Annotated in this window: 13 protein-coding genes; 6 read left to right on the top strand and 7 right to left on the bottom strand. The window is 46.3% G+C overall.

All coding sequences use genetic code 11. The annotated features are described in order from the left end of the window. Positions 1 to 245: 245 nt before the first annotated feature. Both dhaK and MKY87_RS20515 read right to left on the bottom strand, forming a co-directional pair. Complete coding sequence (dhaK, locus tag MKY87_RS20520; RefSeq protein WP_339786074.1) at positions 246 to 2,015, bottom strand: dihydroxyacetone kinase subunit DhaK; 1,770 nt, start codon at positions 2,013 to 2,015, stop codon at positions 246 to 248. Then, a complete protein-coding gene (locus MKY87_RS20515; RefSeq protein WP_340965912.1) occupies positions 2,015 to 3,157 on the bottom strand; it encodes a glycerol dehydrogenase in 1,143 nt (380 codons plus the stop codon). Before MKY87_RS20515 ends, dhaK begins: the two co-directional genes overlap by 1 nt. 305 nt (positions 3,158 to 3,462) lie before the next feature. On the opposite strand from MKY87_RS20515, the gene MKY87_RS20510 reads away from it, so the two are divergent. Together MKY87_RS20510 and MKY87_RS20505 are read left to right on the top strand one after the other, a co-directional pair. After that, positions 3,463 to 4,497 carry a PocR ligand-binding domain-containing protein gene (locus tag MKY87_RS20510; protein ID WP_091034613.1) on the top strand — a complete coding sequence of 345 codons (1,035 nt, stop codon included), beginning with the start codon at positions 3,463 to 3,465 and terminating at the stop codon, positions 4,495 to 4,497. 105 nt (positions 4,498 to 4,602) lie between these two features. Further along, complete coding sequence (locus MKY87_RS20505) at positions 4,603 to 5,592, top strand: aldo/keto reductase family protein (RefSeq protein ID WP_340965910.1); 990 nt, start codon at positions 4,603 to 4,605, stop codon at positions 5,590 to 5,592. A gap of 237 nt (positions 5,593 to 5,829) precedes the next feature. On the opposite strand, the gene MKY87_RS20500 is transcribed toward MKY87_RS20505, so the two are convergent. From MKY87_RS20500 to MKY87_RS20485, 4 genes are all read right to left on the bottom strand, one after another. Beyond that, positions 5,830 to 6,717 (bottom strand): LysR family transcriptional regulator, encoded by an 888-nt coding sequence (locus MKY87_RS20500; protein WP_340965909.1) that lies wholly within the window; start codon positions 6,715 to 6,717, stop codon positions 5,830 to 5,832. 31 nt (positions 6,718 to 6,748) lie between these two features. Then, positions 6,749 to 7,219: an SMI1/KNR4 family protein gene (locus MKY87_RS20495; RefSeq protein WP_340965908.1), complete on the bottom strand. Its 471-nt coding sequence runs from the start codon at positions 7,217 to 7,219 to the stop codon at positions 6,749 to 6,751. A 113-nt stretch (positions 7,220 to 7,332) separates the two neighbouring features. Beyond that, positions 7,333 to 8,433, bottom strand: coding sequence for a threonine aldolase family protein (locus tag MKY87_RS20490; protein ID WP_340965907.1), 1,101 nt, complete (start codon positions 8,431 to 8,433; stop codon positions 7,333 to 7,335). Between the two features lie 54 nt (positions 8,434 to 8,487). Next, positions 8,488 to 9,348, bottom strand: coding sequence for a LysR family transcriptional regulator (locus tag MKY87_RS20485; protein WP_340965905.1), 861 nt, complete (start codon positions 9,346 to 9,348; stop codon positions 8,488 to 8,490). A gap of 181 nt (positions 9,349 to 9,529) precedes the next feature. Here MKY87_RS20485 and MKY87_RS20480 point away from each other — a divergent pair, with 181 nt between their 5' ends. The 4 genes from MKY87_RS20480 to MKY87_RS20465 all read left to right on the top strand — a co-directional run bounded on the left by MKY87_RS20480 (position 9,530) and on the right by MKY87_RS20465 (position 12,550). After that, positions 9,530 to 10,519, top strand: coding sequence for a quinone oxidoreductase family protein (locus tag MKY87_RS20480; RefSeq protein WP_339786091.1), 990 nt, complete (start codon positions 9,530 to 9,532; stop codon positions 10,517 to 10,519). Between the two features lie 393 nt (positions 10,520 to 10,912). Then, entirely contained in the window at positions 10,913 to 11,131 is a 219-nt protein-coding gene (locus tag MKY87_RS20475; protein ID WP_339786093.1) for a hypothetical protein, read from the top strand. A 36-nt stretch (positions 11,132 to 11,167) separates the two neighbouring features. Then, entirely contained in the window at positions 11,168 to 11,686 is a 519-nt protein-coding gene (locus MKY87_RS20470; protein ID WP_340965904.1) for a hypothetical protein, read from the top strand. A 75-nt stretch (positions 11,687 to 11,761) separates the two neighbouring features. Then, on the top strand, positions 11,762 to 12,550 hold the full coding sequence (locus tag MKY87_RS20465) for a formate/nitrite transporter family protein (RefSeq protein ID WP_017690511.1): 789 nt from the start codon (positions 11,762 to 11,764) through the stop codon (positions 12,548 to 12,550). Between the two features lie 124 nt (positions 12,551 to 12,674). On the opposite strand, the gene MKY87_RS20460 is transcribed toward MKY87_RS20465, so the two are convergent. Beyond that, complete coding sequence (locus MKY87_RS20460; RefSeq protein WP_340965903.1) at positions 12,675 to 14,603, bottom strand: DNRLRE domain-containing protein; 1,929 nt, start codon at positions 14,601 to 14,603, stop codon at positions 12,675 to 12,677. Positions 14,604 to 14,723: the final 120 nt, after the last annotated feature.

Below are 14,723 nucleotides of genomic sequence, written 5' to 3'. Positions count from 1 at the left end.
AATTTTCACCTGTAATTTCCATATAGAGTTTATTATAGAAGTTTTCGATAAGTGTATTTAAGTTGACAATTGTTTGTTCAGAATCAGGTTCCATAACTTGAATAATAAGATCAGCTGTCTTCAGTAAGTTATTATGTATCTCAAATAAACAAATCAAATACAACAAAATGCAGTATCACTATGTGATACTGCATTTTGTAGAGAAGACACTCTATAATTTTACAGTTACGAGTTTGCCGGCAACTTTACTTCATGGACTCGGACAACTCTGTGAAAATAACACCCAGCGCATACGCGCCTGCATCAGGGTAGCCCAGACTACGATCGCCGACGGTACCTGCGCGGCCCATACGTGCCACGATATCTTCGGTTTTCTTCGCGCCTTCAACGGCTGCTGCTGCACCTTTGGCAAATGCTGTTTTGAAGTCATCGCCAGACTCCGCACTTTGTGTCCAGGAATCCGCACACGGCACGAGCGCATCAATCAAGGTTTTATCACCTACAACGGCACCACGTCCGAAGGAACGCTCTCCAGTAGACTGAATCCCTTGCACAGCTGCATGCATCATCTCAGCAAATTCGGCAACGTTTAATTGCTGTTTATCCCCTACAGCTTTGCCAGCCGCACGGAATGCTGAACCCCAGATCGGGCCAGATGCGCCGCCACAATATTCCATAATGACCAAGGAACATGCATCCAGGAACGATCCGATGTCTTTTTTATCTTCGTTAATGATGTGATTCCATTCGCGTTTCAACTGGCGGAAGCCTTTTGCCACACTCATACCGAAATCGCCATCACCGGCATGGGAATCCAGTTCACAGAACGGTACCTCGTTCTTGATGATGATCTCACCCATTTTATCGATCAGATAGACGACATTGTCCAGTGAAAATTGATTGCCTTCGATTACCGCAGCTGATGCATCCGTCTCCACTTCATAAGATACGGGAGCGTCTTCACCCACAACAGCTTCCAGTGCTTCGGAATACGCCACTTGTGCTACTGGAGGGCCAGACACTTTAAATGCAGGTGTATCACTTTCCTTGAACAACAGCGTTTTTAGTTCCTCATCCAGTTTCAGGATCGTAACCGATGCACCCGCCATATCGATACTTGTCATGTAGTTGCCTACAAACGTAGTAGCGACCTTCAGACCTGCATGTCCTGCAAGCTCACGCTGAACGGAATTGTTGAGCAGGTACAGTTCTTGCAGTGGCGTTGCACCAAAACCATTCACGAGCACCGCAATCTCAGCGGATGCATCCTTATCCAACTTCATATCTGCGAGCAATGCTTCGACCATACGTCCTGCCAATTCATCAGCCGATACGATTTTCTCCCGGCGAATCCCTGGCTCACCATGAATCCCTACGCCGAATTCCATCTCATCTTCAGCAATTTCGAATGTAGGCGTGCCTTTGGCGGGCACGGTACAGGATGTGAATCCAAAACCAATACTACGAACGTTCTGAGCTGCTTTCTCGGCAACGGATTTCACATCTGCCAGACTGCGACCTTCTTCTGCTGCTGCTCCAGCAATCTTATGAACCAGTACAGTTCCCGCAACGCCGCGACGTCCAACGGTATACAAGCTGTCTTGTACAGCGATGTCATCCTCAACACGCACATATTGTACGTCGATGCCATCTTCTTCAGCGAGATGTGCTGCATTCTTGAAGTTCATCATGTCGCCGCTGTAGTTTTTGATGATCAGAAGTGTACCCTTGTTGCTGGCTGTTGCTTTAATCGCTTGATACACCTGGATTTGGGAAGGAGATGCGAATACATCTCCACATACCGCTGCATCCAGCATGCCTTTACCGACATAACCAGCATGAGCTGGTTCATGTCCGCTGCCACCGCCACTGATCAGGCTGACTTTATCAGCCTGAATCTCTCTGCGTTTGATGACTTTATATTTTTTCAGAAATTCAAGCTCCGGGTGTGCAAGCGCAATCCCGTTACACATTTCCATAACAACATGTTCGGCTTGGTTAATAATTTTCTTCATTATTTGGCCTCCCGGCGTGCTGCTTTGTACTCACGGCCCATGCGGTCAGCCGCTGCAATGGCAGCAGCTACTTCAGGAACGGTGATTGGGAACGGCATGGCGTGAATGGATTCTTCCGGAATACAAGCGATCTCTGCAACTTTCAACAACTCTTCCTGACTAATCGTATCTACACCGATGTCCGCCAAGCTGATTGGCAGTCCCACTTCGAGACAGAAGTCCATGACTTCGTGCAGCTCTTCAGTAGGTGCATTTTCAAGAACGAGTTGTGCAATCGTACCGAAAGATACTTTTTCTCCGTGGAAGAAGTGATGTGTGCCTTCCAGAACAGTCAAGCCGTTGTGAATCGCATGTGCTGCGGCCAGACCGCCACTTTCAAATCCAAGACCAGACAACAGAATGTTCGTCTCAACGATGTTTTCCAGTGCTTGAGTCACAACGTTGCTGTCACTGGCTACTTTTGCTTTTGCACCGTCAGTCAGCAGCATTTCATAACACAATTTTGCCAATGCGAGTGCCGCATTGGTACCTACTGCAGATGGGGTATATCCTTCGCGGGAACCCATTGGCAGACTTGCGTTTACACGGGAATAGGATTTCGCTGTTGCTCTTGCTTCGAAGTATGTAGAGAGCGCATCTCCCATACCGGATACGAGGAAACGTGTTGGTGCATTGGCAATTACCGTTGTATCAACGAGTACCACACTTGGGCTTTGTTTGAAGTAAGCATAGTCATCAAAAGCACCTTCTGGTGTGTACAATACAGCGGAGTGACTTGTCGGTGCGTCTGTTGCCGCAATCGTTGGGCAGATAATCAGTGCCTCGCCTTCTGCTACACATTTGGCCGCATCAATGGCTTTACCACCACCAAGACCGATGGTAGAGTCACATCCTTTTTCCTTCGCGATCGCTTGCAGACGAGCAACTTCCTCACGGGAACATTCCCCTTTAAAACCGCTTTCAACAAACGTAATGTTGAATTTCTCTGCTGTTGCATCCAGCTTTGCTTTGACACGCTGAACATCATCCGGATGTGCGATTAACAAGGCAGATTCTCCGAAGGATTTAACAAAATACCCCAGGTTCAACAACTCGTCTTCGCCTTGTACATATTTGGTTGGGCTGATAAATGCTTTTCTCATAATAATATATGCCTCCTAAGGATATGAAATAGTGTATTGATTACATCAAATTTTAATTTCTTACAATTGACCTTAATATAACGCATGAGCAGCAGGTTTACAGTGGACTTTGATAACAAATTATTATAATTTACAATCGTAATTTTTTGCTTTTTGGCACAATCATGGTATCTTATTGTCATGAGATGGTTGAATTTTGACCTCCCATTATACATTACCCGTCATCATTACATCTTAATATGTACAACTTGCTAACTTTTAACGGCCTAAATTATGATTCAGGTTAGCCTATGGAGGTTGCACCAATGATTAAAGAATATCTGCATATCAACAAAATTCTCGACCTTAATAAATGGAAGCGTCTACAAGATTCTCTCGCAACAGTAACCAAACTGGCGATCCTCACCGTTGATTATAAAGGCATTCCCGTAACCAGTCACAGCAGCTGTCAGGCCTTCTGCCAGAATGTGCGTAAAGACCCTGAGCTTCTCCCCTATTGTCAAAAATGTGATTCACGCGGTGGTCTGGAAGCCGTTCGGTTGAATGAGCCTTATGTATATCTATGCCATTTCAATATTATTGATATCGCGATTCCGATCACGATTGATGGCAAATATATCGGCGCCGTCATGGCAGGACAAGTGAAACTCGCCGATCCGGAAAAGGGTAGCGAATTGGAGCAAATTGTCACGTCCAAAAACGTACCCATGCATGCAGCCAAGCTGGAGGAATTAAAAGATGATTACGCCCAGCTGCCTGTAATGACCTATGAAGAGATTGTGAAAATCTCCAACATGTTATCCCTGCTCTGCAACTACATTGTGGAAGAAGCGCTTAATAAAAATCTGTTAGTTGAAATGTTTGAGAAAGCTTCAGGCAATCAGGAGTCTCTAAACCTCTCCACCATTCTGCCCGGGTACTCCATTCGCAATATCGAGTCAATCAAAAAAGAGATGACCAATGCCATTGCGGATGCTTATCTGAAGAACAGCCCAAGTGATGCGGAAAGCTCCAGCCCGGTGCTCCAGCCTGCTTTTGAGTACATTCACAGTCACAAAAGCGAACAAGTTTCACTCAAACAAATGGCCGATCTATGCCACCTGAGTCCGAGTTATTTCAGCAGACTGTTTGCCAAGGAAACCGGTGAGAACTTCACAACCTACTTGGCAAAACTCAAGATTAAGTGGGCTAAACAATTGCTAGAGGTCACCGACATGCCTGTGTCACAGATCAGTGATGAGCTGGGATTTAATGAATCGGGATATTTTATCAAAATATTCAAAAAGTTCGAGGAAATTACGCCCGCTCTCTATCGCAAATATCTCCAGGAGAAAATGTAGATTCACTGATACTTTTTTCGTATCAAAGATGAGGTTAAAAGATATTTCACCTATTAATCTGCCATTGTTACAATGGAGTCCAGATGACTTAGGGAGGCAACATGAATGGAATATCGCAAATTAGGAAACAGTGGATTAACCGTCAGTGAGATTTCACTCGGTAACTGGATTACGCATGGAGCGCAAGTCGAGGATGGAATAGCAGAAGCTTGTGTGCGAACCGCATTGGATGCAGGTATTACCACATTTGATACGGCAGACGTGTACTCGAATACCAAGGCAGAAACTGTCTTGGGACAGGCTCTCAAAGATATACGAAGAGAGAGTATTGAACTGTGCACCAAAGTCTGTCACCCTACTGGCTCAGGTCATAATGACCGCGGACTTTCACGTAAACACATCATGGAAGCCTGCAATGGTTCATTACGGCGGTTACAGACTGATTATATCGATGTCTATTACGCTCACCGTTATGATTACAATACTCCGCTGGAAGAGACGTTTCTGGCATTCTCCGATCTGGTGCGTCAGGGCAAAGTTCACTACATTGGCATAAGTGAATGGAACGCGGATCAGATTGCACGAGGAGCCGCTTTGGCGAGGGAACTTCATGTACCCTTTATTGCAAGTCAGCCCCAATATTCAATGTTATGGCGTGTGATTGAGCAAGAAGTGGTGCCTGCAAGCGACCAAGCAGGACTTGGGCAGATTACATGGTCTCCTCTGGCTCAGGGTATACTATCGGGCAAATATGCGCCTAACGAAGCGTTGCCCACCGGTTCACGTGCAGCTGCTGAGGCAGGAGCACCCTTTTTCAATAAACTGGCTGGTCAGTGGTTACGTGAAGATGTTCTTACCGCTGTGCAACAACTTGTTCCACTCGCTAAAGAGATTGGTCTAACTCTTCCTCAACTCGCTGTGGCTTGGGTTCTACAACATTCGTATGTCAGTTCCGTCATTATCGGTGCATCCCGGCCAGAGCAGGTATTGGAAAATGTAAAAGCTTCTGGTGTGAAACTGGACTCTGCGATCATGTCTCGTATTGATGAAATATTGAATCCGTGGATTGAGCGTGATCCAACCAAGACGGGATAGTTTCTTTTTTACTACTCAGACCATACTAAGTTGAACTAATCATTTACACGATAACGGAGAGGACAGAAAAAACCTGCAAAAAGCGGAGCTAAAAGCTTTCTGAAAGAAAGCTACATCGGAAGCATACACCTCGCCTTTATCACCAGATTTTCCCCTTGAGAAAAGGGATTGAAAAAATCTGGGGATAACTGCGGTTGGAAGGTTGTTCTGTCATCGCAGTGTAAGTGTAAATAACCTTTAGTGCAACTCATATTCCCCCTCAACAAAGTTCATAAAACGGGATACCACTTCCTGATTCATATCCGTCCGCCATGCCGTGTACAACGGTACGGAGGGCGGATTTTCTTCTAATGGAAGAAAGACCACACCCTTTCGCTGGAACACATCCACCGATGACGGAACAATAGAAATGCCCATGCCCGCCGCAACGAGATTTACAATCGTATACATCTGAATCGCTTCCTGCGTAATTCGAGGGTCTACGCCATGCTCCCTACAATAATCCAGAACGAGACGATGGAACGGAGAACCCAGATGCCGTGGGAATAAAATAAAATCTTCATCGGCCAGTTCTCGAATCGAAACTTGAGTCTGAGAAGCCAACGGGTGATGATCTGGCAACACGGCAATCAACGTTTCCATCTGACAGGGACGGAACGAGACATGCCGGGTATCTTCCTGATACCGCAGAAATCCGATATGGATCTGTCCGTCTTCCAGTGCCTGCAATTGCTGGGACGAAGTCATCTCACGCAGCGTCAATTCAATCTGCGGATACGCAGCACGAAATTTCCTAAGAACATCTACCATAATGCTCCCCGAAGCCGAATCCACAAAGGCTACGGATATATGCCCGATGATGCCCTGATCTGCCTTTTGTGTAAGCTGAATGGATCGTTCGAGTTGGGCCATGATCAGTCTTGCCTGTTCCAAAAATACGGCACCTGCCGGGGTGAGACGAACCATTTTCCTCGTACGTTCCAATAACTTTACGCCAAGCTCTTCCTCTAAATTCTGAATCTGCTGGCTCAGCGGTGGTTGCGTCATATTTAATTTCTCCGCTGCACGGTGGAAATGAAGTTCTTCTGCCACGGTGATAAAGTATCTTAACTTCCGAATATCCATAAGCCGATTGCGCATCCTTCCGTCTACCTTGTTAATTCATCTGTTCCTGAACCCAGATTGCCGACTCAGCCAGCATCGTCATCAATTCATTAAAGTCCACAGCAATTTCCCGCAGAGGAGTTTCCCCTGCATCGTGTCTCAACATCAGCACCTTGCCTGAACTTTGATCCAGTATAGCCATACTACCTTCGCCAAAACCACCAATCGGGAACGGTTGTAGGTCAGCTGGCAACTCATACTCTTCCTCATATTCACGGTAGACTTCCAAAAATTCAGGATAAGCCCAGCTCAGTTCTTTCACCGAATACAAGGCAGGATCGCCGAAATTACATGCACCGAATTCAAGCAAAAGTGCACGATACGCTGCGGGCAGTTTCACGTTATGCTTTTGCTCAAAATCCTCAATGCTCTGTTGCGTCTCAGGAGTACACCCTTCTCCCATTGTTGTATCGTAGGCCTTTACCAAAAGATCACGAATCGGTTCCAATTCTATTGACGTCACATGAACTCCCCCTTAAGGTACTTTTCCTCACTGATCAGCCGTTGTGAATACAATAGTTCTGCTTGAAGCACAACACCTTACCCAAAAAAGAGTCGAACATTAAAATCAACTTTTTATCTCACTTGTTTACGCAACTCTTGATCCAGCCATTCCAGTGCTGCACGCAGTTTATCCTGGGGAATTTTCTCATAACGATCACCCGTAGACAATTCAAAGGCACAGCTGTTCCCACTCGTTTTGTTCAGATATGAAGTCATTCCTATGCCATACTGCTGAGCCATTTGCACAAGTATCGGTTCAACTTCGGCGGCAGCGAGCGCAAAGTGTACATGGAACATATTTGATACTGGTACCTCGGGTAAGGTTTGTATCCCGTGACACGCATTCAGTAGGGAGGCGAGTTCTTGAGCCTGCTCGTAATACAACTCCATTTTGCCAATCCGTTCATCGTAATAATACTGAGAACTCAGAATATACGGATACAGGCCGATCAGATCACCGCCGTGCCGCCGTTTCCATACTTTCGATTCCTGCATCACATCGAGATCTCCCGCCAATATGGCTCCCGCAATGCCTCCAATTCCTTTGTAAAAGGAAACATACACCGTATCAAACAGACTGCAAATCTCCGCAGGCGTTTTCTCATAATAGGGAGTGATCTCAAACAGGCGTGCCCCGTCCAGATGCAGCTTAATCCCGCGTTCACGGCAATAGGCCGAGATCGCTTCCAGTTCTTCATATGCTGGCAATTGCCCACCAATCTCGCGTTGCGGCAGTTCCAACAGCAGGCAGGCAATGTCCTGGTCAAGCGCTTGTACATCTTCCAAACGAATCAAACGATCCTTGTCCGCCAGCAAAATCGATTCAATCTGGTGTAACTCTTTCAATCCGTCTTCCTCATGGATTTCCAGATGACACAGAGGGTGGTAAGCTACTCGCTTTATCCCTTTGCGGTCACACCAGATCCGTAATGCAATCTGCTGCGCCATCGTTCCACTTGGGAAAAACACCGCCGATTCCTTGCCGAGAACGTCAGCCATCTGTTGCTGAAATTCTTCGATGATGGACCCGTTGCCATAGTGGTCACTAAACAACTCCCCATCAATCTGCTCCAGTACGTTCTGAAGCACCTTCACTTGGCGACTGCCGTGACCGCCTACAATAAAGTCTGCCTGATTAAATGCATCAGCCAACGTTAACTGAGTTTCTTTCAAGATCACTCACTCCTTTATAGTGCATGTTCATAAACGGACTTTTTGAACAACCTCTTATAGTTCTGGTTCTGTAATAATCTCAACCAAAGCGTTAAGCGCACTAGATATATGTTCACCACGTGAATACACAAATCCTACTTCCAACCGACAATAGGGATCAGGCAAAGACATCACCGCGATCTCGCCTCTTATTTCTGCTTTGGTAACCGAAGAACGTGGCAGCAATGATACGCCGAGCCCGGCAGATACCCCATTCAGAATCGTGTCCAGTGTTCCATATTCCATGATGTTAAGCGTGTGGATACCCTGATCTTTCAAAAAGAATTCCGCCTGATCGCGATGTGTGCATCCGATCTCAAAAAACAACATCGGCCTGGACAATAACGTGTACATCTCATGTACTCCAGGTTCAGCGATCAATACCAATTCCTCGTCATACATCTTCATATAGTTCAGCTCAGAATGATCAATCGGGCCATATATTAAGGCTCCATGCAATTCATGTTGGATGACCTTCTGGTTCAGTTCATGGGTTCCACCCGTGACAAGCGAATGTTGTACTTCCGGGTAGCATGAAGTATATTCAGCCAAGAGCGGCGTCAGAAAAGTGGAAGCTGCTGTCTCTATGGCACCTAGACGAAGCATGCCAGCTGGTGGGTTACCCACTTGCGTGGCTTGCTCTGCTTCATATAATAATTCCAATATTCTATCCGCATACCCAAGCAGGTTCTCGCCTGCTGGTGTAAGCGACATCCCCCGATTGGAACGATGAAATAGCGGTACTTGCAGTTGAGTCTCCAACTGTTTAATCCGTGTTGTTACATTGGACTGCACATAATTAAGTGAGAGCGCAGCTTTACTGATACTACCTTCGCGGGCAACCGCCTGAAATATTTTCAAATCACCTGCATCCATACCCTGATCACCTGCTCGTCGTTATATCGGCATTCTGCATCATCCGATTCATGCAAAGTGCTTATCTATTATTTTCAATGATACTGACAATCATTTTTGTTCATTTTACGTGAATCTGCCCCGTCTGTACAATGAGGCTCAGTAGTGAATTCTGGCTACACAGACAGGAGGAATATTGAACATGAAAGCTATTATCCATTCGGGCCAGAGCGGCCTTGCAGGTCTTCAATATACAGATTCAATCTCTCGGGCACCAAAAGCCGGGGAAGTGCAGATTCAATTAAAATCCGCTGGAATCAACCATCGGGATCTATTCATCATGGCAGAACGCGAAACCCAGGACATCCCGCTTATTCCCGGTTCCGATGGAGCAGGTATTATCGTAGCGATTGGCGAAAGCGTAAGAGGGTTCGCGATAGGAGATAAAGTCATTATCCATCCTACACTCGGTTGGGAACATGCATCTGAAGTGCCAACTGTACCCGATATTGTTGGTGGCCCTACGGATGGAACACTCGCTCAATATATAACGTTGCCTGCTGAAAATGCCCTGCCTAAGCCAGCCCATCTATCCTGGGAGGAAGCAGGCGTGCTGCCCCTTTCAGCGCTGACGGCCTATCGCGCCTTATTCACTCGCGGCGCATTAAAGCAAGGTGAACATGCGCTCATTCCCGGCATTGGCGGTGGTGTAGCAACTTACGCCCTGCTCATGGCAGTAGCGGCTGGTGCCAAAGTGACCGTCACCTCCAGAAGTGAAGCCAAAAGAAATGAGGCACTGCGCTTGGGTGCTACCCATGCATTGGATAGTCATGCCGATTGGCGTTTGCAGAACGATCTGGAACCTGTGGACATCATCTTGGATAGCATCGGACAAGCCATGTTCCCAAAATATTTTGATATAATCAGACCAGGTGGACGTATCGTGATGTATGGTGCAAGTTCCGGGGATGATCTGACCGTACCCATTCGCTCTATCTTCTTCCCGCAGATCAGTCTGATCGGCACCTCTATGGGCAGCCGTGAGGAGTTTATCCAGATGCTGCAATACGTAGAGCAACATGACATACATCCTGTAATCGATAGCGTATATCCGTTGCAAGACGTAGTGAAAGCATTCGAACGTATGGAAAAAGGCGAGCAGTTTGGTAATCTGGCTATCCTTATGGAGTGACATCTATTTTGAGATGGGCCTTCATGAATTGGTGAAAATTGATTTACGATAATGGGGTGAATCCATCTGACCCGTCTCGCTAAACGTATACTAATTGTTCTTATTGCTACTATCATTGTGGCCCAAATTCCTATGTTAAAAGAGACCTTAGCCCGAGGAGTTACTACGTTATATGTGAAGATAAAGTATCCCGAACAATCCTTTCAATTCCAAGACTTCATCTACGAGTCTCATTTCGGGAACTATTTCATTTCTTTTACTGATCAAGACGAACAGCTCATTAGTCTGATGCTTGAGCCCAAATTTTTTCCGGTGCTCATCACGTATGATCCATTGAATCAGCCCATGAAAGACTAGTTGGTTCACACTATGAATCATTCAGGAGGTATCGATATGGACAATCGATTACATTTGGTAGAATTGGTTCGCAAACTGATGGATGCCGAAGGAACGGAAGCCGAGTTGGATGACATGTTAACGGAGCTACAGCAGCAGGTTCCACATGCGGAGATCAGCAATTTGATTTTCTGGGATGATCGAGACCTGACGCCTGAACAGATTGTGGAAGAAGCCTTGGCTGCCCGTCCCATCCTGCTTCCACCCCAATCTTAATATTCTTCAGGAGGTGAACAATAGGATATGTCTGACATGTCTGATTTAAATCATAATAACAACAATGAACACCCTGATATTAACGAAATTCGCGGAGAAGAAAAACTACAAGCACTTCGTGATCTAATCGAACTAACCGATGATCACCTGACTCAGCAAGTTCTCGCTATTGGCATGGATACACATGAAGAAGATCTCATCCGTATCGAAGCATGGCGAGCTTTAGGCATGGCAGGCTCCTCTGCTCTTCTGGGTGAAATCCTTCATGCTGCCGCGCAACTTGTTCGTGACTCAGAAGAAGATGAGGATGTACAGAATTACGTCTTGCAAACTCTCGCTCTATTGCCCATCACAGAAGCCGAGATCCAATTGGCTCAGGAAGTTCTGGAGGGAAATGCCTACATCTTAGTCAAAGGAGCAGCCTTTGCTATTCTTGTTGCACATCAACAAGTTAATGGTGCAGCATCCGCGTTAGAATCACTTCAATCCGATCCTGATTTTGGCTCTTCTGCAATACGGGTACTACATTCGAAACAAGGAAGTAATAATCAATAAACCAAGTTTACCCTCCCCAATTTCCATAATTTCGTTATAATGGTAAGCAAGACACCATGCTATTGGAGGAGAATTATGGAAACGGAAGCTTTACGCAACGTGGAACAACTAGCTTTGAAGAAACACAAGATTTACAAACAAAGCTTAATTAGGTACCTCGCACGCTCCATGCTGGCCAGTATGTTTATCGGATTCGGCGTCATCGTGGCGTTTAAGACAGGTAACTTCTTTTATATGGAGCAGTCCCCATTTACCTATCCTATGGCGGCAATTACGTTTGGGGCGGCCATCATTCTGATCGCCTATGGCGGGGGTGACCTGTTCACGGGCAATACGTTTTATTACACGTATGCGGCGCTGCGCAAGAAACTGCGCTGGTTCGAAGTGATCAAGCTGTGGATTGCGAGTTATAGCGGTAACCTGATGGGCGCAGCTGTGTTTGCCCTGTTAATCTATCTGACGGGATTGTTCGACTCGTCCCAGGTGAACGGTTTTCTGCTAAGCGTGGTGGAGCATAAGATGGAAGTTCCGACCATGCAGCTCTTTTTCCGGGGAATTCTGTGTAACTGGCTTGTATGTATGGCGTTCTTTGTCCCGATGTTCATGAAGGAGAATGGAGCCAAAATGTTCGCCATGATGCTCTTTGTGTTCTGCTTCTTCATCTCGGGATACGAGCACAGCATCGCCAATATGTGTACATTCGCGATTGCACTTGTGCTGAACCATCCGGGAACGATCTCATTTGAAGGTGTGCTTCACAACCTGGTTCCCGTGACCTTGGGTAATCTGGTGGGTGGTGTGCTGCTGATGGGCTTTATGTATTATGCGGTAAACAAACCGTTTCTGGATGAAGAGACACATTAATCTCTGGCAAAAAAAGAGTCCCTTCCAGCCTGTCCCCCGTCAATTTTACATTAAATAATATCCTATTTTACTTTTACAATTAGTGACACCAAGAGCCTATCCAATAAAGGATAGGCTCTTGGTGTCACATAATAAAGGCATACCCTACATCACCTGACACATCTACAGTACAAGAGAGATCCTCAGCTCCTGCCACCCTTGGTTTGACGATGGAAGGTAGGTCCTTTAGATGTTCTCCACGTACCTGTACTGCCGCATCAATGTCTGTATCTTTCTGAACTCTAACAGTCACTAAGCAGTCTATGTCCCGGTAGCCTAATGCCCTAACGAAGACGGAACTTTTGATCTCGTGTTCTCCGCCGTACCTGACCCCAACGGAAGAAGGGATATCCGAATCCAGCCATGCACGAACGGTTACGCCGGATGGCAAGTTAGACGCGATTTCAACTTCTACGTTGGATGGGATATCCGAAGCAGTCAATACACGCGGGATAACCGATCCATCTAAGTCATAGAATTGTTCATTTCTGATGGCCACGGATGAGGGAAGATCACTATCCTTCGGAACCCTTGTAGTAACACTACTATCCAAATCTGTTTTGTCTAATAAACGTGGAAAAACGGATGACAGCATGTCTACCACATCGGACTGTCTAACAATGACTACTGAGTTAATGATCTCTGAGTTTACGAAGACGCTTGAAGACAACCAGTCATTGCCCAAAATCCGTGAAGTAACACTACCATCCAAGTCAGTGTACGACCTTACATAGACCGATCCTTCTCTCTCAGGGACGCATACAATGACTGAGCCAGATAATTCATCGTACTCTTCTGGACGAATTGTTACAGTGGCACCGAGGTCGCTGTATGGCCTTATGTAAACAATACCTTCTCGCTTAGAGGCATTGACGATGACCGCTCCGTATAAGTCGTCCTCATTCTCCCCTTTGACAACTACAGTAGAGTCCAGGTCCTCATGAGGCTTAACGTATAATTCGCCATCAATATAAAGTCTATTCACAATGACGGATGAAACGAGATCATCTCCGTCTCCAACACGAGCGGATACGGAAGCATGGATCTCCTTCTCCCCAACCTCCATGACGAATACTGACGACGGAAGGTAGTCCCTTTTGACGGCCACCGATGAAGGCATCTCATGCCTAACTGGAGTCTTCGGATCTCTGACAGTTACGCTGGCGTTAAGATAGCACTCCCCTACATATCCTGCAACGACTACTGAGGACACGAGGTCGTAGTGTTTCAAACCGACAACGTATACACTGCTTCGCAGTTCACTTCGGTTGTAGCTGTACACCGTTGGATCGAAGTATGTAATTTCCAGCACTGGTGTTAGGTCGCTCTCGCGGGTTCCATACTGCTTGAAACGTCCAGGCATTGCTTCGCTGAGTGCTCTTAAAGAAAAGCCGTTATGTTGACGCTTGCCTTCATACCATTCGGTCACATAGGACAGGAGATCCACATCCGTTTCACCTGCATATGTCCCTCCGTCATAAGTCTTAATGAGATCACCCACTGCTGGTTGGTTATCCCATGTCAGTCCATACTCGTTCCACTTTTCCCCCTTAGCCACATCATACATGGCTATCGGAATAGCAGGTAGCGAGTTGAGAAGGTGCAGCTTCAACGTCACGCTCTTGATCTTCTTATCCTTCGGAATCGAACTAATGTCGTACCTCATGAAGGTCCGATATAGCTGGCCGTTTGATCTCACGCCTACGAACGTATCGTGATCATATCCGTAGTTCAGCTTAGGCATGTCCTGCCTGGCGTATGTATCCTCAATCGGTGATAATCTTACCGTAATTGAAGGAGGTTCTACGATTTCCAAGAGACCTGACATCTTGTTATGAGCTCTAACCTTCACAGAGGATAGCAACTCATTGTGGATTCGAGGTTGTACTAGTGAAGGCATGTCATCATTCGTGTTCCCGATAACGAGTACCTGTCCGGTCATTTTGTTATAAGTTCGGACTGAAACACTGGAGAGCAACTCGTTGTATATTCGAGGTTGTACTAGTGAAGGCATGTCATCATTCGTGTTCCCGATAACGAGTACCTGTCCGGTCATTTTGTTATAAGTTCGGACTGAAACGCTGGAGAGCAACTCGTTGTATATTCGTGGGAATACGCTTGAATCAAGGTCATC

Origin of the sequence: Paenibacillus sp. FSL R7-0198 (assembly GCF_038000415.1) — a bacterium.
GTDB lineage: Bacteria > Bacillota > Bacilli > Paenibacillales > Paenibacillaceae > Paenibacillus.
This window is presented reverse-complemented; position numbering and strand designations above follow the sequence as displayed.